Annotated in this window: 17 protein-coding genes; 10 read left to right on the forward strand and 7 right to left on the reverse strand. The window is 69.0% G+C overall.

The annotated features are described in order from the left end of the window. Window positions 1–47 precede the first annotated feature (47 nt). Both CYFUS_RS37140 and CYFUS_RS37145 read left to right on the forward strand, forming a co-directional pair. Window positions 48–1,865 (forward strand): flavin-containing monooxygenase, encoded by a 1,818-nt coding sequence (locus CYFUS_RS37140; protein ID WP_198316270.1) that lies wholly within the window; start codon window positions 48–50, stop codon window positions 1,863–1,865. A gap of 8 nt (window positions 1,866–1,873) precedes the next feature. Next, complete coding sequence (locus CYFUS_RS37145) at window positions 1,874–3,526, forward strand: SMP-30/gluconolactonase/LRE family protein (protein WP_095989504.1); 1,653 nt, start codon at window positions 1,874–1,876, stop codon at window positions 3,524–3,526. 78 nt (window positions 3,527–3,604) lie between these two features. On the opposite strand, the gene CYFUS_RS37150 is transcribed toward CYFUS_RS37145, so the two are convergent. After that, window positions 3,605–5,200 (reverse strand): prenyltransferase/squalene oxidase repeat-containing protein, encoded by a 1,596-nt coding sequence (locus CYFUS_RS37150; RefSeq protein WP_198316272.1) that lies wholly within the window; start codon window positions 5,198–5,200, stop codon window positions 3,605–3,607. An 812-nt stretch (window positions 5,201–6,012) separates the two neighbouring features. Here CYFUS_RS37150 and CYFUS_RS37155 point away from each other — a divergent pair. Continuing rightward, window positions 6,013–6,888 carry a patatin-like phospholipase family protein gene (locus CYFUS_RS37155; RefSeq protein WP_095989506.1) on the forward strand — a complete coding sequence of 292 codons (876 nt, stop codon included), beginning with the start codon at window positions 6,013–6,015 and terminating at the stop codon, window positions 6,886–6,888. A 23-nt stretch (window positions 6,889–6,911) separates the two neighbouring features. Here CYFUS_RS37155 and CYFUS_RS37160 read toward each other — a convergent pair whose 3' ends face one another. The 4 genes from CYFUS_RS37160 to CYFUS_RS37180 form a co-directional block, all read right to left on the reverse strand. After that, window positions 6,912–7,352: a CoA-binding protein gene (locus tag CYFUS_RS37160; protein ID WP_095989507.1), complete on the reverse strand. Its 441-nt coding sequence runs from the start codon at window positions 7,350–7,352 to the stop codon at window positions 6,912–6,914. Beyond that, on the reverse strand, window positions 7,349–8,254 hold the full coding sequence (locus tag CYFUS_RS37165) for a hypothetical protein (protein WP_095989508.1): 906 nt from the start codon (window positions 8,252–8,254) through the stop codon (window positions 7,349–7,351). The genes CYFUS_RS37160 and CYFUS_RS37165 overlap by 4 nt, the downstream gene beginning before the upstream one ends. A gap of 1,307 nt (window positions 8,255–9,561) precedes the next feature. Next, window positions 9,562–10,674: a glycosyl hydrolase gene (locus CYFUS_RS37175; protein WP_232537016.1), complete on the reverse strand. Its 1,113-nt coding sequence runs from the start codon at window positions 10,672–10,674 to the stop codon at window positions 9,562–9,564. Window positions 10,675–11,011: 337 nt separating this feature from the next. Continuing rightward, window positions 11,012–11,329, reverse strand: coding sequence for a DUF2795 domain-containing protein (locus CYFUS_RS37180; RefSeq protein ID WP_095989511.1), 318 nt, complete (start codon window positions 11,327–11,329; stop codon window positions 11,012–11,014). A gap of 221 nt (window positions 11,330–11,550) precedes the next feature. On the opposite strand from CYFUS_RS37180, the gene CYFUS_RS37185 reads away from it, so the two are divergent. The 3 genes from CYFUS_RS37185 (at window position 11,551) to CYFUS_RS37195 (ending at window position 13,299) form a co-directional block, all read left to right on the forward strand. Beyond that, entirely contained in the window at window positions 11,551–11,829 is a 279-nt protein-coding gene (locus CYFUS_RS37185; RefSeq protein ID WP_095989512.1) for a hypothetical protein, read from the forward strand. A gap of 86 nt (window positions 11,830–11,915) precedes the next feature. Further along, complete coding sequence (locus CYFUS_RS37190; RefSeq protein WP_095992462.1) at window positions 11,916–12,740, forward strand: SirB1 family protein; 825 nt, start codon at window positions 11,916–11,918, stop codon at window positions 12,738–12,740. Window positions 12,741–12,744: 4 nt separating this feature from the next. Next, window positions 12,745–13,299, forward strand: coding sequence for an NUDIX hydrolase (locus tag CYFUS_RS37195; protein WP_095989513.1), 555 nt, complete (start codon window positions 12,745–12,747; stop codon window positions 13,297–13,299). A gap of 28 nt (window positions 13,300–13,327) precedes the next feature. Here the strand turns inward: CYFUS_RS37195 and CYFUS_RS37200 are convergent, their stop codons facing one another. Continuing rightward, complete coding sequence (locus tag CYFUS_RS37200) at window positions 13,328–14,341, reverse strand: alpha/beta fold hydrolase (RefSeq protein ID WP_157758877.1); 1,014 nt, start codon at window positions 14,339–14,341, stop codon at window positions 13,328–13,330. 230 nt (window positions 14,342–14,571) lie between these two features. Here CYFUS_RS37200 and CYFUS_RS37205 point away from each other — a divergent pair, with 230 nt between their 5' ends. The 4 genes from CYFUS_RS37205 (at window position 14,572) to CYFUS_RS37220 (ending at window position 20,228) form a co-directional block, all read left to right on the forward strand. Continuing rightward, on the forward strand, window positions 14,572–15,378 hold the full coding sequence (locus CYFUS_RS37205; RefSeq protein ID WP_232537017.1) for a 1-acyl-sn-glycerol-3-phosphate acyltransferase: 807 nt from the start codon (window positions 14,572–14,574) through the stop codon (window positions 15,376–15,378). After that, window positions 15,375–16,355: an SDR family oxidoreductase gene (locus CYFUS_RS37210; protein ID WP_095989516.1), complete on the forward strand. Its 981-nt coding sequence runs from the start codon at window positions 15,375–15,377 to the stop codon at window positions 16,353–16,355. Before CYFUS_RS37205 ends, CYFUS_RS37210 begins: the two co-directional genes overlap by 4 nt. Before the next feature lie 79 nt (window positions 16,356–16,434). Next, window positions 16,435–18,675: a DUF4139 domain-containing protein gene (locus CYFUS_RS37215; protein ID WP_095989517.1), complete on the forward strand. Its 2,241-nt coding sequence runs from the start codon at window positions 16,435–16,437 to the stop codon at window positions 18,673–18,675. Next, window positions 18,675–20,228 carry a DUF4139 domain-containing protein gene (locus CYFUS_RS37220; RefSeq protein WP_095989518.1) on the forward strand — a complete coding sequence of 518 codons (1,554 nt, stop codon included), beginning with the start codon at window positions 18,675–18,677 and terminating at the stop codon, window positions 20,226–20,228. The genes CYFUS_RS37215 and CYFUS_RS37220 overlap by 1 nt, the downstream gene beginning before the upstream one ends. On the opposite strand, the gene CYFUS_RS37225 is transcribed toward CYFUS_RS37220, so the two are convergent. After that, on the reverse strand, window positions 20,225–21,478 hold the full coding sequence (locus CYFUS_RS37225) for a hydroxymethylglutaryl-CoA synthase family protein (protein WP_095989519.1): 1,254 nt from the start codon (window positions 21,476–21,478) through the stop codon (window positions 20,225–20,227). The two genes, CYFUS_RS37220 and CYFUS_RS37225, sit on opposite strands and share 4 nt — an antisense overlap. Window positions 21,479–21,501: the final 23 nt, after the last annotated feature.

Consider the following 21,501-nt stretch of genomic DNA (forward strand, 5'->3'; position numbering starts at 1 on the left):
GGCTGATTACATCGAGAGCGGCTGCCGAGCCGAAAGGACGTGTGCGGATGACTGCGACGAAGAAGGGTGAGGTCTCTTTCTCTCCGGAGGCACTGAGGGAGAAATACCGGCTCGAGCGCGAGAAGCGGCTGCGCCCCGACGGCAACACCCAGTACATCCCCCTCAAAGGCGTCTTCGCGGACTTCGACAAGGATCCCTACGTCGAGCCCGGCTTCACCCGTCCGGCGCTGACCGAGAAGATCGACGTCTTGATTGTCGGGGGTGGCTTCGGCGGCATGCTGGCGGGAGCGCGGCTGCGCCAGGCGGGGGTCGACTCCTTCCGCATCGTGGAGAAGGGAGGCGACTTCGGCGGCACCTGGTACTGGAACCGCTATCCGGGCGCCGCCTGCGACGTGGAGTCCTATATCTACCTGCCGCTGCTCGAAGAGACCGGCTACATGCCCAAGGAGAAGTACGCCAAGGCGCCGGAGATCTTCGCCCACTGCCAGCGCATTGGCCGGCACTTCGATCTCTACAAGGCGGCGCTGTTCCAGACCCTGGTCCAGACGATGGACTGGGACGAGGACACCCGGCGCTGGAACATCACGACGGATCGGGGCGACAAGCTCGCGGCGCGGTTCGTGATCATCGCTGGCGGCATCCTCCACAAGGCGAAGCTGCCCGGCATCCCGGGCATCGAGTCCTTCAAGGGCCACTGCTTCCACACCAGCCGCTGGGACTATGCCTATACCGGCGGCAGCCCCACGAGCAGCATGACCCGGCTGGCGGACAAGCGCGTGGGCATCATCGGCACGGGCGCGACCTCGGTCCAGGCCATCCCCCAGCTCGGTGCGTCGGCCAAACAGTTGTACGTCTTCCAGCGCACGCCCTCGGGCGTCGGCGTGCGAGGCAACCAGCCGACGGACCCGGAATGGGTGAAGACGCTCGAGCCCGGCTGGCAGCAGGAGCGCATCCGCAACTTCACCGCGATCGTCTCCGGTCGTAAGCAGGACGTCGACCTGGTGCGGGATGGCTGGACGTACATCTTCCAGGACACCGCCACCCAGCAGGCCCAGACGCCCCAGGAGGCCGCCGAGTTCCGCCAGCTGGCGGACTTCCGCAAGATGGAGGAGATCCGCGCGCGGGTGGACGCCATCGTCAAGGAGCCGGCGACGGCCGAGGCGCTCAAGCCCTACTACAACCAGCTGTGCAAGCGGCCCTGCTTCCACGACGAATACCTGGACACGTTCAATCGGCCCAACGTCCAGCTCGTCGACACCGAGGGCAAGGGCGTGGAGCGGATCACCCCCACCGGCGTGGTGGTGAAGGGCAAGGAGTACGAGGTCGACTGCCTCATCTACGCCTCGGGCTTCGAGGTCTCGCTGGATTACACCGGGACGCTGGGCTTCGACATCCGCGGGCGCGGCGGCAGGTCCCTGCGAGACAGCTGGGCCGACGGTCCGGCGACGCTGCATGGCATGCACAGCCGCGGCTATCCGAACCTGATGATGTTCAGCGTCATCCAGAGCGGTCATGCGATCAACTTCGTGCACATCCTCGACGAGCAGTCGCAACACGCCGCCTACATCATCGAGCGGTGCGTCAAGCGGGGCATCGAGGTGATCGAGCCCTCGGAGCAGGCCCAGCAGCAGTGGTGGGAGTTGATCCTCGGCCGTCTCATGACGACGAGCCCCGTCTTCGGGGGCCCCGAGTGCACGCCCGGCTACTACAACAACGAGGGGGTCAAGATGGGCCCGAACGCGATGCGCTACGCCTCCTTCGGGGGTGACACGCTGGCGTTCATCGACGTGCTGCGCACGTGGCGCCAGGGCGAGCAACTCGCGGGCCTGGAGCTCACGCGCGGCGAGGTGTCTTCCACGCCATGAGAGCCTCCATGTCCCGATTCCTCTCCAAGTCCCTGGCCGCCTGTCTGTTGATGGCGGGTGGTCAGGTCCTGGCCGCCCCTCCCAAGACCTACCGCCAGGAAGTGGTGGTGGCCGGCTCCCACTTCCAGGGCGTCCACGGGCTCGTCGTGGATGGCAAGGGGCACCTGCTGGCCAGCAACCTGCTCGGCCGGACGGTCCACTCCGTCGACCTGGGCACGGGCGCGGTGAGCACCCTGGTGGGGCCGCCGCTGGGCGGCGCGGATGACGTGACCCTGGGTCCCGACGGCTCGGTCTACTGGACGGGCTTCTTCACCGGCGAGTTGATGCGGCGCACCCCGGATGGAAAGACGCGCGTCATCGCCAGGAATCTGCCGGGCCTCAACTCGCTGGCCTTCCGCCGCGATGGCCGGTTCTACGTCACCCAGCTCGGCCGGGGCGATGATGCGCTGTGGGAGGTGGACCCGAGCGGGAAGAAGCCGCCTCGGCTGGCCATCGCCAGGCCCGGCTTCCTCAACGGCTTCGAGTTCGGCCCGGACGACAAGCTCTACGGCCCGATCCTGCTCAAGGGGCAGATTGCCCGGGTGGACGTGGACACGGGCAGCATCGAGGCCGTGGCGGAGGGCTTCGCGATGCCGGTCGCCGTCAATTTCGACGCGCGCCGCGAGAACCTCTACGTGGTCGACTCGGCGCGGGGCGAGCTGGTGCGCGTCCGGCTGCCCACGGGCGCCAAGGAGGTCGTCGCGAAGCTGCCCACCGGGCTCGACAACCTGGCCGTGGGCCCGGATGACCTCGTGTACGTGTCCAACATGGTCGACAACGACATCCGCGTGGTCAATCCCGCCGATGGTTCCGTCCGGCTCCTGGTCGAGTCGCGCCTGGCCGTGCCCTCCGGCCTCGCCGTCGCCCCGGATGATCCGGAGGAGCAGCTGTACGTGGCGGACGTGTATGCCCTGCGCCGGGTGGGCGGGCGCGATGGGAAGATCACCCAGACGACCCGCGTCCTCTCCTCCCCGCTCAACTTCCCCATGAACGTGAGCCTGAGCGCGAAGCATGTGGTGCTGAGCACGGCCTACCTGGGGGACCGGAGCAGCGTGCAGGTGCTGGATCGGACCACGGGAGACATCCTGCGGACGATTCCCAACGCGAATGGCGTCCAGGCCGCGCTCGAGCTCGCCGATGGCACGCTGCTCGTCGCCGAGGCCACCACGGGCCGGCTCGTCCGGGTGGACACCGCCGAGCCCGCGGGGACCACGGTGCTCGCCGAGGGCCTGGAGGGACCGGTGGGTCTCGCGGCCGACACGGAGGCGGAGGAGCCGGGGGTGTACGTCACCGAGGTGCGCTCGGGGAAGGTGACCCGGGTGCGCCTGTCGGATGGCGCCAGGCGCACGGTGGCCAAGGGCCTCAAGGCCCCCGAGGGCATCGCCCGGCATCCGGACGGCGGGCTGATCGTCGCCGAGGTGGGCCGCAAGCGGTTGGTGCGCATCGAGCCGGCCACGGGCCGACTGAGCGTCATCGCGAGCGGCCTGCGCATCGGTGTGCCCGAGAGCGCGGGCCTGCCGCCGGGCTACCTCCCCACGGGGGTGGCGGTAGGCGGCTCGGGAACCATCTACCTGACGTCCGACATCGAGAGCGCCCTCTACCGCTTCGTCCCGGTGCCCTGAGAGCCGCGCTTCGCCCAGGCACGCGGTTGAAACGGGTCCGGGCGGACGACTCCGCCCGGACCCATCGCTCGCGCCCGGCTACTCGTACTGACGCCGCTGCATCATCAGCAGGGCGCACAGCTCGAAGGCCGTGTCGATGCGCTCCATGCGGTAGAGCTCCTTGGAGATCCAGCACTTCACCTTGCCCTCGGCCGGGGCGCCGGGGGTGTAGTTCTGCAGCATCCACCGCGAGGCCCGATCCAACGCCGGGGAGATGCCGTGGTGGTGCAGGCCATGGCGCTCCAGGAAACCGAGCATCAGCACGGCGTAGGAGGTCTCCGTCATGTTCGAGCGGCCATCGGAGCTCCAGCCCCCGTCCGGGAGCTGCGCGGAGAGCACCGACTCCAGCGCGCGGCGCACCGCGTCCGTGTGCGGCGAGCCGACGAGGCCGACCACCGAGTGGAACGTGGTGTACAGCCACGAGCGGCTCCACTTGTCGAAGGACCAGCGGCCACTGGGCTCCTGGCGCTCGAGCAGGTAGCGCTGGAAGGGGGCCAGCTCGTCGCTGTCCTGGCCCAGCAACATCAGGGCATGGAGGCAACGGGCCGTCAGCGTCGGCGAGGACTGCATCTCTCCCGGGTAGGCGATGAAGTGGTCGTCCCGCTTGAAGCGGTAGAGCACCGCCGGATCCACCGGAAGACCCATGGCGTGCATGACGGCCACCACCGCGCTCGTGTCGTCACCGTCCTGGAGGAAGTAGTCGCTCATGCCGATGCCGTTCGGCCCGAGCGCCCGGGTCAGATCCCCCAGCACGGAGTTCACGTAGGGCGCCAGACGCGGCTCCTGCAGCACCCCGCCCATGAGCAGGGCATAGAGGACGAAGGACTGCTCGAAGTAGTTGTGCGGCCCGCCCACCGGCACGAGTCCGGGAGTGGACGACGCGGTCGACAGCCCGCTCTCGCGCAGGTACTCCCGGGCGCGATCGACGAACGGCGTCAGCTCCGGCCGGCCCGAGGCGGCCTTCACCCATGCCGCCGTCGCGGACGGGCTGTGCCCCACGCTCCCCGCCCCATCGATCAGGTTCGCCGTGGGCTCCTGGCCCCAGGTCTCCCAGACGTGCAGCCACGGCACGCCGGGCGTCACGGGCAGCTTCGCGATGATCTTCCGCTTGCGCTCCCCCAGCGCCATCAGCTGCGCGTAGGGCGTGCGCGGCAGTTGCGCCTCGCCCAGCCCGAGCTGATTCAACAACGCGGGCACGAGGATCTCCGCGGCCACCGGCAGCTCCTCCGGATGCAGCGTGGCCCAGTGCGGCGCCTGGGCGCGCAGGAAGCGCACCCCCGCCTCACAGGCCTCGTGCGTGCGCGGGTGCTGGGGAAAGCGGCGCAACGCGAGGATGGCGGACATCGTGGGGATGTCCCGATGCATCGGCTTGATCGGCTCCCCCCAGCCCCCATCCGCCCGCTGTTGTGACAACAACCAGTCCACCACGGGAGAAGAGGCGCTCTCCGCGGGTGAAAGGATTCTCAAGACCTGGGCCGAATCGTAGATGGAGGGGCTCATCAACCCTCCGCCATGGCCTGTCTTGGAAAGCAGGGATTGAAGCTCCTTGAACAGGAGTTCCTGAATTCCCCCCTCGACCACGCGGATACTCTGCGAGGGGACCAACTCCATCGCGACATCCCGGATTCTTCTCATAGCGCCGTCAACTCCTTGAGGGAGAAGGGACCTGGCAGACATTTCCTCGAACCTGGATGAGGAGCACGCCGGTGGAACCCGGAACGAGCGTGTCACTTATCAATCATTTCTCCAAAAAAAGCATCACCCCGCACCAGTCACGCCACCAAGGTGCGCGCGTATCCACACTCGCCGCAACAGGCTCTGGACTCCCACGTCGGGTCCTCGACGGATTCCATGTAAAACCTGTATTTCATTCCAAAAACAAGACGGAATTGGTCCCAATGAATTGGATGGAATCGGTCCAATCGAGGAGAACCCCACCAGACGGGGAGCACCGAGGGACGCACCACGGGGCCGGAGCCACCGCGCTCGCGCCGGCAACCGCCCCGGAAGCACGCCCCCCCCACCGGATTGCGACAGTCTGGAAATCCTCACATGTCACGCAATCGTGATTTCAGCTCCCCGGCGCGGACCCCCGTCCCCGCTCGTGCGGCTGACACCACGGCGTGTGTCTTCAGGAATTATCCATGTGTCTTGTATTTCTCGCTCCGCCCCGCCATCCGCGCGGCGGAGCCCTCCGGCCCCAGAGAGCCCCGGCAACCAATGACAGTTTGAAATTCAAGTAGGCTCGCGCCAGCGGCTCCGCCCCACCCGCGAAGAAGTGATGCGGGTTGCCGTCGAGTCCCTCCCGGGAGAACTCGGAACCCGGCTCTGGACGTCCAATCATCGATATATCAACATGCATCGATGAGAAATCGCCCCGAGGGGCCACCCTCCCGGACACCGCACCGCGTTGCCATGTGGGGAACGGTGGTCTAGAGACAAGGACCATGGCCGCTCACACTCTTCAACAAACCCTCCATGGCAAACGATTCGGGCTCGTTCTTTCCGCCGGCTACTTTGGCTTCTTCGGACACGCGGGCTTCCTCAAGGGGCTGGCGGCCACGGGGCTGAGGCCGGCGGCGTACGCGGGAACGAGCTCGGGGGGGCTGGTGGCGGCGTACGCGGCGGCGGGGCTGAGCGAGGACGCCATCGAGGAGCTGGTGCTGCAGCAGACGCGCGAGTCGTTCTGGGATCCGGATCCGATTGGCGCGGTGTTCAACGCCCTGCCGCGCGAGGGCCATGGGGCCACGGGCCTGCTCAAGGGAGAACGCTTCCGCAAGCTGCTGGAGCGCACGCTGCCGGTGCGCACCTTCGAGGAGCTGCCGCATCCGCTGCTGCTCACGAGCGCCAACCTCACGCAGGGCACGCACGAGGTGTTCACCTCGGGGGAGCTGGTGCCCCGGGTGCACGCGACGTGCGCCTACCCGGGCCTGTTCCGCGCGGTGCGGGTGGGGCGAGACCTGTACTGGGACGGGGGCCTGGTGGACAAGGCACCCGCGCTGTCCCTGCGCGAGAGCGCCTTCGGCAAGGAACTGGACGCCATCCTCGTGCACTACCTGCCGAGCCGCACGCGCAAGATGCTGGGCGGGCCCATGGCGTACGCGCAGGGCATCGCGGCGGGCTCGGCGGCGCTGCGACGCGACCACTTCCAGCTGCAGCTCGCCCTGCTCAAGGAGCGGGGCTTTCCCGTCTACGTGATGGTGTCCAACCTGCCGCCCGTGTCCCCCACGCAGATGGAGCGCGGCTTCGATGCGCTCCACCAGGCGAGGCTGAGCGCCGAGCGAGCCTTCGCCCGGCCACCCGTTCCCTTCGAAGAGGCCTGAGACGAGGCGTGAGGCAACCGCGCTCAGCGCGCGTAGCGCCGGTGGTCCACCATGAGACAACGGTCCTGGACCACCCGGATGCCCGCCTCGGCCAGTCGCCGCGCCGCCGCGTCGTTGCGGATGCCCGACTGGAACCACACCGCCTTGGGCTTCTTGGCGAGGATGTCGTCCACGTGCTGGTCGATGTCCTGTGGTCGGCGGAACACGTCCACCAGATCGATGTCGCCCGGAATGTCCACGAGCCTGCGGAACACCGGCCGCTCGAGGATGTGCGTCACCTCCGGGTAGTAGACGGGCACGGGCACCACGTCCACGCCCGCCTGGGCGAGGTACTCGGGCACATAGAAGGCGGGCTGCCCCGAGTGCTGCTCCGTCTTGATGCCCAGCACCGCCACGCGCCTGGCGCCCCGCACCAGCGCGCGAATGCCCTCTTCGTCCTCGATGAGATTCTGTTCGTAGCTCACCGCTGCTCCTCCTCGAGCGCCCGCACCGACTCCAGCGTCGACTGCGTCGCCCATGTCCAGGTCTCTCCGTCCAACGACGCCCTGAGGGTGAACCCGCGCCGCACCGGGAGGAAGCGTCCCTTGCCGAGCAACTGTTCTCCGTCGCACTCCACGCCGGGTGTCAGCGGGGGGTCGCCCGCGAGGCGCAGCGTGTCGCGCACGGCCTGGGGCGACGCTTCTCCCGGCTGGGCGAGGCAGCGCAACGAGAACACCAGGGCCTCGCCCTGTTCGGTGAGCCGCGTGCCGGTGAGGGTGCGCTCCAGCAGGTACGTCACCTCGCGTCCGCCCACGGGCAGCGTGCCCACCACGTAGCCGCGCTGCCCCGGGACCCAGGCCCGTCCGTAGATGCCGCCGTACTTCACCTCCCACTCCCCGCGCGTGCGCGCCTCGAGCGCATCCGGAGCGAAGAAGCGCTCGAGTGGCGTGACATCCAGCCCCTTGGGGGCCACCTCGCGGATGGCGGCCAGCACGGCCTCGGGCTCCACGAGCCGCACATAGGTGCCATCCGCCGCGAGCCGCAGACGCAGCACGGCGCGCTGGAGCACGGTGTCCACCAACGATTCCACCGGCTGGCCCTCCTGGAGGTAGCGCGAGCGTGTCACGCGCTGGGTGAGGACCCAGGAATCCTGCTCGGCGGAGAAGCTCGAGACGGTGGTCATCTCCGCTTCCCGCGCGTCCGGAGCGCTTCCGTGCCGCAGGGACGTGCGCACCGTCTCCGTGAGGAGCGAGTCGTCGGGGGGCAGGAACAGGGGCCGCAGGGGAGGTGCCGCGGCGGGGGGAGGATTCAACGAGGGGATGTCGCGGTGGCACGCGGTGACCGGGGCCGCGAGGAGGAGCAGGAAGAAGGAGGAAAAGGTCCGCATGATGTTCCGCGCAAGCTGGCAGAAAGCCCCGCCGCCCGCGAGCGCATCGGCACCTCCCGCGGGGCCTTGCTCAGCGGTCCATCTGGCAAACACCCGACGTCGTACCCGGCTCGACGTGACAGCTTTCACGCGGAGCGCAGACGCGGGCCTCGTTCTGCTTGGAGCAGAGCTGACGACAACGTTTGGCGTAGCAGACCATGCCGCTCGGGCAGGACGGACCGTCCTCGACACAGGGAAGAACGCACTCCATCCAGGCCTCGTCATGGCGAGGACGCGCCCCCAGGAAGACATCACAGACCTGAGGCTCCGGACAGAGTTCGTCGTGCTGACAGTCCCGGCCATGCACCTGCACGCAGAGCGAGCCTCCCTTGCGCAACTGAACGCACCGTTGGCCCTCGGGACATGACATCCCGTCACAACTGGGCAGGCAGACCGGACCCTCGGCGTCCACGTCGAGGCAGGCGAAGCCCGGGGAACAGCCTTGGGGATCTTGAGGCCGGCAGCGGCGGCCGCACGAGAACGCCGCGCAGACGAGGCCAGGAGCGCAGGCGGAATCCTGGTCGAAGGGAACCTTCAGACACCATTCCCCTTCCTTCTGCGTCCCCATTGCACCACAGACACGAACCACGCGCTCGCCCACCTGCACCGCACGGCAGGCAAACCCCTCCTGGCAGTCCAGATCCGTCATACACCTGCTCGCGGCACAGACCGGCTGAATCATCAGAAGTCCCCGCAGGCAAACGAGCGGAGCATCGCAGTCCGCATCACCCCGGCAGGCACGACCCGCTGTGGGTAACTGCTTGAGTTGTTCAGCTGAAAGCCGGGGAACAACCTTCCGCGATTCCTGGAGGGAAGTAGACTGGAGTCCATGGACGGGCAACAGACCCAGAGACCAGAGCAGGGGAAGAGGGAACAGCAGACCCAACACCAGAGCAGCAGCCGCGCGCCAGCTCATGGACGGGCGTTCCTTCTCATCCGCCTCTGGCAATCCGCCATACATTCGTCGGACTTATTGCCGCATAGGTCCTGAATCTCATCTTCGGGGCACTGCTCGTGACTCGCGTTTTCAATCAAGTCCTTGAGCACGGCCTGGTCGATGGTGCCCTCGATGCCATAGGCATGAGGGCAGCCCGACGCTACCACCAGGATGAGTCCACCCCCGACCACGGACGCACGTGCCCTCAGCATTCTCTCCCCCCACCCCCGCGCAGCCCCGGAGGTCTGGCGTCAGCGCCAGCCCTCCAAGCAAAAGCCGGATCGACAGGGCGAGTCAACATCCTGAGCACCCGGGGGCTCCCCTCCCCGTCTCAGTGCACGGACCACCAGTTGTAATTGGCCGTGCCGTTGGGTGGCTGCTGTCCGCCCGTCAGGATCTTCTCATAGGCGTAGGTGTTCTTGATCGCCTGGTAGTTGTTCTCGACGTTCCAGGCATTCGCCGTTCCGGAACCGCTGACATCCCGAATCACCGTGTCCCCCCAGATGGAGTAGATGACCCAGGGGCGGGCGTCGATCTCCGAGACGTTCTTGTCCCAGCGCACCGGCATCTTGTCGTTCTCCGCCAGCATGCGCGGCTTGTTGTAGCCGGCGAGATCCGTGTAATACCGCCCCGGCAGGTAGGGATTGCCGCTGTAGATGTCGACCGCGACGATGTCCGCGCCCTCGGTGGGGTAGTAGTTCCAGGGATCGCCCCCGTACGTCCCATCCCAGGCATAGGGGGACCAGACCCAGATGAGGTTGTTGAACCCCCGCGTCTTCGTCATGTAGTTGAAGATGATGCTCCACAACTGCTTGTAGAGCGCGGGATCGCGGTTGGCCCACCAGAAGCGGCCCGAGCGCTTGTTCATCTCATGGTACGGCCGGAAGAGCACCGGGACGCCCGCGTCCTTCAGCGGCTGCAAGCGATTGGCGGCCCAGGACAGATCCCTCAGCAGCGTCTGGTATTCGGCCGTGTTGTTCTGCCAGTCCACGACCCGCTTGAACCACGCGTCATCCAGGTTCACCCGCTGGCCGGAGGCATTGGTGGCGGTCTCGACGAGGGTGTTCTCGAAGCTCTTCACCGGACTGCCCGGATAGGGCTGATGAAAGCCCAGTCCCACGAGGCCATCGCCATAGGTCCAACGGTCCTTGAGGAAGCCCACCCCGTTGAAGGTGGCCCGCCAGGCCGTGGCGTCCTCGTTGAACGAGGACTGGTACCAGCCCGGCCCCAGGTCGAACTCGACGAACGCGGGCCGCTTGCCGCCAGAGAGCTGGGTGACCTTGTCGTAGTACGCCCCCGCGTAGCTGCCTTCCTGGTGGATCTCCTTCTGCGCCTCGCAGTGCTGGCCGATGATCGTGCGGCGGTTGCCCGCGCGCGCCCCGTTCTCCAGGTCCACGAGCAGCCCGTAGACCTTCTGCGCCGTCGGCGAGGGAGAAGGCGTCACCAGCGTCCTGCTCACCTGGGCCCCGGCCGCACCGGGACACAGCACCGCGCACGCCACTACCAGCGCCAGCCCGCTGAACCTCCCGGAACCGGAGGTCGATACCTCATCCCCTCGCTTCCGACTTCGCCACGTTCCCGTCATTCGCCTGTCTCCCGAGCGTTCGCCCCCCGCGACGCGCGAGAGGGAGCACCTTCCTAGATAGACGGGAATTCAAGATTTTTCCTGTTGTTTCGCTTCGCCGGCCCGGCGGGGGGACGCCCCAACGAAACGCCCGTGAACGTGGGAGGCAAGAGCCCCCGCGCCCACGGGCAGGTGGTGTCCCGAAAGGAGCCGCCGACTACGGGTGACGGGAGGTGTCGTCCGAGGCGCCCTCCACCAGGTCTCTCCCGATGTTGCGCCGGTCGCGCACCACGCCGTCGTCGTCGCGCAGGCCCCCATTGGCGAAGCGCCGCGCCGCCTCCGCCAGGTCGCGCATCACTTCCTCCCGAGACAGGTACTCCTCGCGGGGCAGCGCCTTGAAGACGTTGATGATGTCCACGCCCGCACCGTTGTCCTCCGCCGCTTCCACGAGATGCTCGCGTCTGGCGGGGTAGTCCACGGAATCCAGGTGGGGCGTGATGGAGCGCGCCGGGTTCTCCCCCTGTCCGAATGCCATCGTGTCCTCTGTCTTTCCGCCCGGATGTCTTCTTGGCCGGGGCTTGGTCTCAACCTGGGGATGGATCCTCCGCGGGGCCACTTCGCCCGGGTCCCCCGCCCGTTGTCCCCCGGGCAGCCGGCCAGCCATCCTCCGGCATGGCGACGCCCTTGCGTCGGCCCCGGGATTCCGTTGTGTTCCGTGGCCGACGGCGCCCCATCGCCCCAAAGGAGACACGCACCATGACGGAAGAGAGCGGACGGGAGATGCTGGACATCGCCAGCAAGCTCTTCGAGCAGATGTTGACCCAGCAGCGCGCCAAGGTGCTGCGCCTGGCCCGCGAGGTCGTCCCCAACATCACCCCCGAGGAGCTGCGCAACCCCCATGACTTCCCGAAACTCAAGGAACACCCGACGTTCGAGTTCGAGGATGGACTGCTCTCGGGCCTCATCTCGGCGCAGATGGCGCTCTACGCCGAAATCAAGGGCCGGTTGTTGCCCCCCGAACCTCCGGGTCAGTGACTGCCTGCCTGCCTTTGCCGTCTGCCCGCTCGTGGGTTAGTGCTTAGCCCGTGAGCATCACCTCGACCTCGACCTTGAGCTCGCCCCTGGCCCGCGAACGCCTCGTGTCCGCCCTCGCCGCCGATCCGCCGCGACTGGACCTCGCCGCGCTGGCCATCGCCACGCTCAATCAGCCCCACCTGGACGCCGCGGCGTGCCTGCACACCCTGGACGCGCTGGCCGCCCGCGTGCAACTGGAGATGGAGCGGCACGCGGGCCACGGCGAGGTGCTCGCCGGCCTCACCGCGCTGCGGCACGTGCTGGCGGACATCGAGGGCTTTCGCGGCAACGAGGACGACTACCACTCGCCGGAAAACAGCTTCCTGGACCTGGTGCTCGAGCGCAAGGTGGGCCTGCCCATCTCGCTCTCGGTGCTCTACCTGGAGGTGGCGCGGCGCGCGGGCATCCCGCTCTACGGGGTGTCCTTTCCCGGCCACTTCCTGGTGGCGTGCAGCGCGGGGGACCACAAGCTCGTGGTGGACCCCTTCCACGAGGGGGAGATCCTCACCGAGGAGGGTTGTAAGCAGTTGCTCGAGCGCGTGGCGCCCCAGTTGCGCTTCAACCCCTCCATGCTGTCGCCAGCGCCCGTGGAGCTCATCGCCTACCGGATGCTGTCCAACCTGCGGCGCGTGTACCTGGAGCGCTCGGACTATGAGCGGGGGCTCGCCGTGGTGGATCTGCTGTTGATGCTCGCCCCCAACCACCCGGGCGAGCTGCGCACGCGCGCGGCGCTCCTGGCCAACCTGGGGGCCTACCGCGCGGCGCTCAAGGACGTGGAGCGCTGTCTGGAGCTGTCCCCGGACGCGCCGGACCGGGAGCGGCTGGAGATGACGGTCCGGGAGTTGCGCGAGCGCGCCGAGCTGCTGAACTAGCCCCATGCGCCCACTTCCACCGTGGCCCCGCCTTCGCCGGGGCCTGGAGCACGACTACACCATCCTCACCGTCCGCCAGGACATCGTCGCGGACCCCCGCACCAGCCAGGAGCACCCCCGGGTGCGCATCGACTGCGGCGACTGGGTGAACGTCGTCGCGGTGACGCGCGAGGACCAGCTCGTGCTCATCCGCCAGTACCGCTTCGGCATCTCCGCGGTGACGCTGGAGGTTCCCGGCGGCATCGTGGAGCCCGGGGAGGACCCGGCCCTGGCCGCCGCGCGCGAGCTGGAGGAGGAGACCGGCTACGTGGCGGGCCGGGTGGTCGCACTCGGGTCGGTCCATCCCAACCCGGCGCTCCAGGGCAACCGGTGCCACAGCTACCTGGCGCTCGACTGCGTGAAGGCCCACGAGGGCAACCCGGATGCCGGCGAGGACATCCGCGTGGAGCTCCACCCCCGCGAGGCCGTTCCCCGGCTCATCCTCGAGGGGAGCATCACCCACTCGCTGGTGGTGGTGGCCTTCTACCTGGAGCACCTGCGCGCCGCGGCGCCCCGTTGACTCCCCCCTGGGGGGCGAGTGGAGGCGCTCAGCAGCCCACCAGACGCAGCCACAGGGAGATCATCGCCCAGCTGCGCAGCCGGTTGCGGTGGCCGTTGACGGCGTGGCCGACGTCGTCGACCTTGTCCACGAACACGTACGGCGAGCGGGGATAGGCCCGGGCCTCCTGAGCGGCATAGGCCGCGGGCGCCACCGCGTCGAACTCGCCCAGCTGCACCATGATCGGCACGGTGATCTTCTCGGCCGGGATGGGCTCCGGGTTCTTCAGCAGGGTGAAGAGGTCCACGAGCTGTCCGCGCGGCACGAAGTCCGCCTCGGTGTTGTCGTAGGCGATGACCGCCGGGTCCACGTGCCCGCGATTCGGATCGTAGAAGAGCGCGGTGCGCAGCTCCGGGGGCACCTGCACGTAGGGGCCCTGCTCCAGCAGCGGGCCGAAGACCTCGTCCCCCACGGGCAGCGGGTGGTAGGTGTTGAGCCAGCCGGTGAGCACCACCGCATCGGCGTCCCGGTAGTACGCCTGCGCGTAGGTGATGGTGAGCGCGCCGTTGGAGTGCCCCACGTAGAGGATCTTCTCGAAGGTGTTGCGCGCCGCGGTCGCCTTGAGCCGCTGCACCACCTGGTGCAGGGAGCTGGCCGACTCCGACAGATCGAGGAAGTCCCCGTTCGGCTTGTCACTCTCCCCGGTGCCCAGCAGATCCAACGCGAGCACCGCGTACTGCTGGCGCGCCATGTAGCGCGCGTACGAGTAGTCCTGGCGGTTGATCTCCGGCAGATCCCAGTAGTTGTGGTTGTAGGTGATGCCGTGCACGAGGATCTGCACCGGCTTGTTCTTCAAGCTCCCCTGGTAATACAGGTAGCCCACGAGGTTGTAGACGCGACCGTTGGACAAGCGCACGGGGAAGGTGCGCCGCTCCACCTTGATGCCCCCCCAGGCTCCGGTCTCGGCATCGGCATCCACCGCCGCAGCCCTCGCCGGAACCAGGCACAGCCCCGCCACCACCAGGGCCATCCACATGCTCATCCACCGGACCGTGCTTTTCATTGGAACCATCCTCATACGACTGTTCTAGAAACATCAATGTACACTAAAAACAAGAAGGATCCGATAGCCTTGGATTGCCGAGTTGTACATTTTTCACACGATTCTCCTGCATTTCCGTTAATTCCAATAAATTATATTTTTATTGAAATAGGGCGACTCGTGACAGCAGGAGGCGTGCCCCGGCCCCGCCGGAATCTGACACCATGGCCGGCCACGGAGGGACAGACGGCGTGAGGCGACAAGAGGTGGAGGAGCGGCTGGGGAGACTGGAGTTGCCGTTCAACGCCTATGGGGTGGATCCCTACGGCGTGTCCCGGTGGCACCTGGGAGTGGTCTTCGAGGTGCAGGCGTTCTTCTACCGGAACTACTTCCGGGTGAAGTGCCAGGGAATCGAGCACGTGCCCGCCCGGGGCCGGGCCATGCTGGTGGGCAACCACTCGGGGGGCGTGGCGGTGGACGGGGCCATGGTCGTCGCCTCGTGCTTCCTGGAGGCCAATCCCCCGCGCCTGGCCCAGGCCATGGCGGAGAAGTTCATCGGCGCCATGCCCCTGGCGTCGGTGTGGGCCAGCCGCTGCGGTCACTTCACCGGCCTGCCGGAGAACGCGCAGCGCCTGTTGGAGGACGAACGGCTGCTGCTCGTGTTCCCCGAGGGGGCGCGGGGCACCGCGAAGCTCTACCCCCAGCGCTATGATCTGGTGGACTTCGGCACGGGCTTCATGCGCCTGGCGCTCAAGACCCGCACCCCCATCATCCCCTTCGGCTTCCTGGGAGGGGGCTCGGCCATCCCCACGGTGGCCAACCTCTACGGGCTGGGCCGGGCGCTCGGCATGCCCTACGTGCCCGTCACCCCCTACCTGCTGCCGCTGCCCCTGCCGGTGCCGCTGGAAATCCACTACGGCGAGCCCCTGGTGTTCGAGGGGACGGGCAACGAGGAGGACTCGGTCATCCAGGGCTACGTGGAGCAGGTGAAGGCGCGCATCGCGGACATCATCGAGCGGCGCCGCCACGAGCGCTGGCAGGGAGAAGTGAAGCCATGAGGGTGCTCATCCTGGGCATCACCGGAGCGGTGGCACGGCGCGTGGCGATGGGCCTGCACGCGCGCAAGCACACGGTGGTGGGCATCGACACGAGGCCCTGGCCGGACGCCCCCAAGGGCATCGAAGTGCACGTGGAGGACCTGCGCAAGCGGGCGGCGGAGGATCTGTTCCGCACCCGGCGGCCCGAGGCCGTGGTGCACATGGCCACGGTGACGTCGCTGCGCGTGCAGGGCGAGGAGCGCCACCGCATCAACCTGGGCGGCACCCGCGTGGTGTTCGAGCACTGTCAGGCGTACGGCGTGAAGCACGCCGTCTTCGTGGGCCGCCACACCTTCTACGGGGCGGCCCCGGACTCGGCGCTCTACCACACCGAGGACGAGCCCCCCAAGGAGCTGGCCTCGTTCCCGGAGCTGGCGGACCTGGTGGCCGCGGATCTCTACGCGTCCACGGCGTTGTGGCGCACGCCGCAGCTGGCCACGTCGGTGCTGCGCGTGTGCTACACGCTGGGGCCCTCGGCACAGGGCACGCTGGCCACCTTCCTGCGCGGCCGGCGCGTGCCGCTCGTGGCGGGGTACGATCCGCTCTTCCAGTTCATGCACGAGGACGACGTGGCGGCGGCCATCGTTCGCGCGGTGGAGAAGCGTCCCCGGGGCATCTTCAACGTGGCCGGGCCCCAGCCGCTGCCGCTGTCCGTCATCGTCCACCAGGCCCAGCGCATCGGGGTGCCCCTGCCGCTCGCGGTGCTGCGCCAGCTCATCGGCCGCTTCGGCCTGCCCCGCCTGCCCCCGGGGGCGCTCAACCACCTGAAGTACCCCATCGTGGTGGATGCCCGGAGCTTCCACACCACCGCGGACTTCCAGCACCAGTACGACGAAATCCAGACCGTCCAGTCCTTCCTGGCGGCCAATCCCCCGCCGCCTCCCCGCCGCGAGCAGGTGCGTCAACGGCTGGAGACGCTCGGTGTGATCAAGCGATAGCACCATCCCGGGCTCGCACTCCGGCGCGCGCGCCGCTAGCCTGCCCCCTCGCGGCGGAGCAGCCGCCGAGGGGGCTTCGATGATCGTCGTACCGTCCACGTTGGATGCGGTCACCGTCCATACCGAGGGGGCGCTCTGCACACGACTGGCGTCGGTGCCGTGCGAGCGGGGAAGTGTTCCACGCCAGGTGCGCATCGAGGGACTGCCGCTGAGCCTGCGCACCGGCTCGCTCCGGGCGGCCGTCCTCCAGGGTCCCCCGGGCCTGTGCGTGCGCGAGGTGCGGCCCGTCCTCGACGTGCGACTGCCCCCGGAGGCGGACCTGCCCACCACCCAGCGCGCCCTGGAAGAAGCCCAGGACAAGCTCGCCACCGTCTCGGCCGAGCTGGAGCGGCTGCAACGCGACGTCCTCACCCTGCGCAACCTCAAGCCCTCCTTCCCGCCGCGCCCCAAGGACGAGCCCCGCCCCCCTCGTGAGCCCGCCCTCACCTCCGTGCTCGCGCTGGCGGACTTCGTCGACCGGGAGCTGGCCACCCTGCACACCCGGCAGCTCGAGCTGGAGCGCCAGCAGCGCGACGCCGCCACCGAGGTGGAGCTGCGCCGGCGACGGCTGGAGGAGGGCTCGTCCGCGGCGCGGGGTCAACGCGCGCAGTTGCACCGCGCCGTCGTCCTCACGCTGTCCGAGGCGGCCCTGGAGGCGGGCGCGCCGGATGCCCACGTCCAGCTCGCGCTCGAGTACGCCGTGTCCGGCGCCCGCTGGGTGCCCGGGTACGACTTGCGGATGCCCCGCACCCTCGACGGGGGCTCGCTGCGCATGCGCGCCTCCATCCTCCAGCGCACCGGCGAGGACTGGAGCCAGGTGCGCGTGTCCCTGTCCACCGCGCGTCTGGAGCGGCGCGCCGAGGTGCCCGAGCTGAAGGCCCTGCGCATCGGCCGGCGCCAGCCTCCTCCGGCGCGCTCGGGCTGGAGGGAGCCACCTCCGGGACTCGACGAGCTGTTCGCCAGCTACGACACCGCCCGGCCCCCGAATCCTCCGCCCCCCGCCCCACCGGCTCCCGAGCGTACCCGCGTCCGCGAGTTCGCCATGCCCCCGGCGCCCCAGCGCATCACCCAGTCGGCCCTGCCCGTGGTGGGGGGCGCCCCCCGGGGAGGTCCGGGAGGAGGAGGACCGCCTCCCCCCGCCATGTCCGCGCCGCCACCGCCTCCCGCGCCCGCGCCTGGCGCGGCCCCCCCCTCCGCCAAGAAGAAGTCCATGGTCCCGCTCATGCGGCGCCAGGAGGAGCTCGACGAGGGGGGCGAGGCGGAGCTGTCCGACGAGCTGGCCCCCTCCATGGATCTGATGGAAGCGGATGAGCTGGATACCGTCCCGTTGACCCTGGAACGGTCTCGCTCCGCCAGCCAGTCGTCACCCGCCCCGGCTCCGGGAGAACTGGAGCCGGGGGTCGACCTGCTCGACTACGCGGGCCTCGTGCTGGGCTCCGCGGAGGAGCCCGAGGCGCGGGGACGGTTGCACCCCCAGCGCGAGTCCCTGCCGCGCGAGCAGCTCCTGGTGCTGGGCGTGCACCTGCACGTGGATGTGTTCGCGCTCATCGCCTCGTCGGAGCAGGAGGCGGAGGCCCTCCAGCAGGAGGAACCCCCGACCTGGTGCGTGCCGCCCGATCACTCCACGCCCCACTTCGACTACCGCTTCGACGTGGAGGCGCGCGTGGAGGTGCCCTCGGATGGGCGCTGGCACACCGTACCGGTGTTCTCCGCCCCGGTGGGCCTGAGTACCGAGTACGTCTGCGTGCCCTCGGTGGAGCCGCGTGTCTTCCGCACCGTGAAGGTGGAGAACCGCACGCCCCATGCCCTGCTCGCCGGCCCGGTGGATGTCACGCTCGGGGAAGAGTTCCTGATGACGTCGCCCCTGCCCACGCTCGTGCCGGGCACCACCCAGCGGCTCGGCCTGGGCGTCGAGGAGTCCCTCAAGGTGTCGCGCCACACGCGCTTCGATGAGCTGTCCGGCGGCATGTTCAACAACGCCAGCACGCTGCAACACCACGTGCGCGTCGAGCTGGCCAACCGCACCTCCCAACGCGTCACCGTGGAGGTGCTCGAGCGCGTGCCGTCCGTGCCCCCCTCGGAGAAGGACATCAAGGTGGAGGAAACCGAGGTGAAACCCCCGTGGAGCAGGCGCGTGCCGCCGCCAGGAGAGCCCCCCGTGGAGGGCGAGCGGGCCTGGAGGATCACCCTGCAACCCGGAGAGACCCAGACGCTCAGCGCCGCGTGGACCGTGCGGATTCCCTCGAACAAGGTGCTCGTGGGCGGCAACCGGAGGACATGATGCATCCCCCCATTCATCTGCCCATCGTCAAGGTCACCGTGCTCGAGGATCGGGCGCTGGTGGAGCGCCGCGCGGACGTGGAACTGCCCGCGGGAGCCCACCCGTTGCGCGTGGAGGGCCTCTCCCCGCTCGCGGTGGACCGCTCGCTCCAGGCCCAGCTCACCGGAGGCAGCGTGGCGCAGGCGCGCCTGCACCGGGCCTGGAAGCAGAAACCCCGCGAGGGCTCGCCCGAGGGCAAGACGGAAGCCCGCCTCCGTGTGGACGCGCTGGAAGCGGAGTGGAAGCGCGCCCAGGTGGACGTGCAACGGCTCCAGTCCCGCGTGGAGGTGGTGAACGCGGCACGCGAGGACGTGCTGCGCGCCATCGCCGAGTTCGCCGGGGCCAGCGAGGCGAAGCCGGAGTCCTGGCACGAGCAGCTCGAGACGGTGCGCGCGAGCACCACCGCCGCCGAGGAGGCCCTGCGCCAGGCGCGGCAGCACGCGGAGCGGACACGGCAGCGGCTGGTGGAGGCCCAGGCGGCGCTCGCCCAGGGAGAGCAACCCGAGCCCCTCCTCGTCACCACCGCGGAGCTTCAGGTGGAGCACCCCACGGGGGGAAGTGTGTCCCTGCGGCTCACCTACCTGGTGCCGTGCGCGGTGTGGCGGCCCGCCTACCGGGCCACGCTCGCCTCCACCGGGGGCGGCGAGTCGGTGACGCTCGAGTGCGAGGCCATGGTGTGGCAGCGCACCGAGGAGGAGTGGAAGGACGTGGAGCTGCTGTTCTCCACGGCCCGGCCCACCCTGGGCGCCTCCCCACCCCGGCTGGTGGAGGACTGGCTGCGGCTGCGCGACAAGAGCGAGCAGGAGAAGCACACGGTGGACGTCGCCGTGCGCGAGGAGGTCATCCAGAAGACGGGCGAAGGAGCGGCACAGCAGACGGAGGAGCTGCCGGGACTGGACGATGGCGGCGAGGCCCTGACGCTCACGGCGCGCCACCGCGTCACCCTGCCCTCGAATGGAGCGCCCCACCGGGTGCCGCTCTTCGCGTTCACCTCGCCGGCGGTGTCCGAGTTCATCGGACACCCGGAGCACTCACCCCTGGTGCACCGCGTGGCGCGCTTCGACAACCGGGGCCCGGCCGTGCTGCTGGCGGGCCCGGTGGAGCTGGTGCGCGCCAGCGGCTACGTGGGCCGCGCCCAGCTCAAGTTCACCGGCGTGGGCGAGCGGCTCGCGCTGGGCTTCGGCAGCGAGGACACACTGCGCATCGTGCGCCAGTCGGACGTGAAGTACGACACCCAGCGGCTCACGGGACGACGCACGCGAACCCATCTGGTGAAGCTCTTCCTCTCGCACACCGGCGAGCGCCCCGTGCGCGTGGCCATCGAGGAGCGCATGCCCGTCTCCGAGGTGGAGGCGGTCGAGGTGAAGCTGCTCGAGGAGCAGACGCGGCCCTCACCTACGAAGGTGAGCGAGGAGGGCATTCTGCGCTTCGAGCTGGCCGCCCCACCCCGCTCCCAGCAGGAGCTGACCCTCGCCTACGCGGTGGCCAGCTCCGCCAAGGTGTCCGGCCTCTAGCCCGCGGTGTAGATGCGGCGGAAGTCGCGGATCTCCTTGAGGCGGAACTCGCCCGGCGCCGGAGTGATCGCCTCGGGCGCCTCGTAGGGCAGGTTCATGATGCGCTCGTACTCCGCCACGGAGACGCGCTCGCGGCGGGCGAGCACGCCCTCCACGTCCGCCTTGGCCATGCGCTCGGCGGCGTTGGCGCCCACCGTCGCGGAGTAGAACTCCGAACAGCTCCCGCTGCCGTAGGACAAGAGGCCCACACGCTTGCCCGCGAGCGCCGCGCCCTCGCCGTGCAGCAGGCCCGCGAGCGCCAGGTACATGGACGCGGTGTACACGTTGCCCACCCGGGCGTTGAGCGTCAGCGACGAGGCCACCTGGGCGTCGTAGCTGGCGCTGGACTTGGCCGCCGCCTCACGCGCCTCCGGGGTGAGCTCACGGCCGTTCGCCGAGTCCTCGAGGTCCACCTGACGCAGCTGGGTGTGGGCCTTGCGCGCCATCTTGCAGAAGGGCACGTGGTAGATGATGCGCGCGAGCTGCTCGCTCGGCAGCGTGTCGCCCCAGCGCACCACCTCGTGCGCCAGCGCGCGCTCGCGCCAGCCGCGGTACGCGCCCGACAGCGCGTCCAGGTAGCAGTTGATGGAGTAGTGCCCGTCCACCACCGCCTCACGACGGCCGAGCGGACGCCAGAAGTCATACACGTCCACCGTGCACACGCCGTTGAGGCCGATGTCCAGGGCGAGCAGGTCCGGCTGCTCGGAGACGAGCAGCGCCACGGCGCCCGCGCCCTGCGTGGGCTCGCCGGCGGTGTTGAGCCCGTAGCGGGCGATGTCCGAGCACACCACGATGGCCACGCGGCCGGCGCCCGCGCCCGAGGCGATCCACTCGGCGGCGGCCATCAGGCCCGCGGTGCCGCCGTAACAGGCGTGCTGGGCGTCGAAGGTGCGCATCGAGCGCGGCAGCTTCAGCAGGCCCTGCACGTGCGAGGCGACGGCCTTGGAGTGGTCCACGCCCGTCTCGGTGCCCACCACGAGCATGCCCACGCGCGACACGTCCACGTTCTGCTGCTGGATGAGCCGGGCGGCGGCCGACGCGGCGAGCGACACCGAGTCCTCACCGGGATCCGCCACCGCCATCTCCTTGGCGCCCAGGCCCGACGTGTACTTGGCGGGATCCACTCCGCGAGCCTTCGCCAGCTCCTCGATGTCCACGTAGCGGCGGGGCACGGCGATGGCCAGGGCTTCGATTCCAACCTGTTTCTTCATGACGAGTTCCTCGCTCGGAAAAA

Source organism: Cystobacter fuscus (genome assembly GCF_002305875.1).
In the GTDB taxonomy this organism is placed as follows: Bacteria; Myxococcota; Myxococcia; order Myxococcales; family Myxococcaceae; genus Cystobacter; species Cystobacter fuscus_A.

Bases quoted from the DNA above. Each gene is read 5' to 3' on its own strand.
- CYFUS_RS37200 (WP_157758877.1), bottom strand. From the start codon at position 14,341: ATGAAAAGCACGGTCCGGTGGATGAGCATGTGGATGGCCCTGGTGGTG.
- CYFUS_RS37185 (WP_095989512.1), top strand. From the start codon at position 11,551: ATGACGGAAGAGAGCGGACGGGAGATGCTGGACATCGCCAGCAAGCTC.
- CYFUS_RS37150 (WP_198316272.1), bottom strand. From the start codon at position 5,200: ATGAGAAGAATCCGGGATGTCGCGATGGAGTTGGTCCCCTCGCAGAGT.
- CYFUS_RS37140 (WP_198316270.1), top strand. From the start codon at position 48: ATGACTGCGACGAAGAAGGGTGAGGTCTCTTTCTCTCCGGAGGCACTG.
- CYFUS_RS37195 (WP_095989513.1), top strand. From the start codon at position 12,745: ATGCGCCCACTTCCACCGTGGCCCCGCCTTCGCCGGGGCCTGGAGCAC.
- CYFUS_RS37165 (WP_095989508.1), bottom strand. From the start codon at position 8,254: ATGCGGACCTTTTCCTCCTTCTTCCTGCTCCTCCTCGCGGCCCCGGTC.
- CYFUS_RS37210 (WP_095989516.1), top strand. From the start codon at position 15,375: ATGAGGGTGCTCATCCTGGGCATCACCGGAGCGGTGGCACGGCGCGTG.
- CYFUS_RS37220 (WP_095989518.1), top strand. From the start codon at position 18,675: ATGCATCCCCCCATTCATCTGCCCATCGTCAAGGTCACCGTGCTCGAG.
- CYFUS_RS37145 (WP_095989504.1), top strand. From the start codon at position 1,874: ATGTCCCGATTCCTCTCCAAGTCCCTGGCCGCCTGTCTGTTGATGGCG.
- CYFUS_RS37180 (WP_095989511.1), bottom strand. From the start codon at position 11,329: ATGGCATTCGGACAGGGGGAGAACCCGGCGCGCTCCATCACGCCCCAC.
- CYFUS_RS37215 (WP_095989517.1), top strand. From the start codon at position 16,435: ATGATCGTCGTACCGTCCACGTTGGATGCGGTCACCGTCCATACCGAG.
- CYFUS_RS37225 (WP_095989519.1), bottom strand. From the start codon at position 21,478: ATGAAGAAACAGGTTGGAATCGAAGCCCTGGCCATCGCCGTGCCCCGC.
- CYFUS_RS37155 (WP_095989506.1), top strand. From the start codon at position 6,013: ATGGCCGCTCACACTCTTCAACAAACCCTCCATGGCAAACGATTCGGG.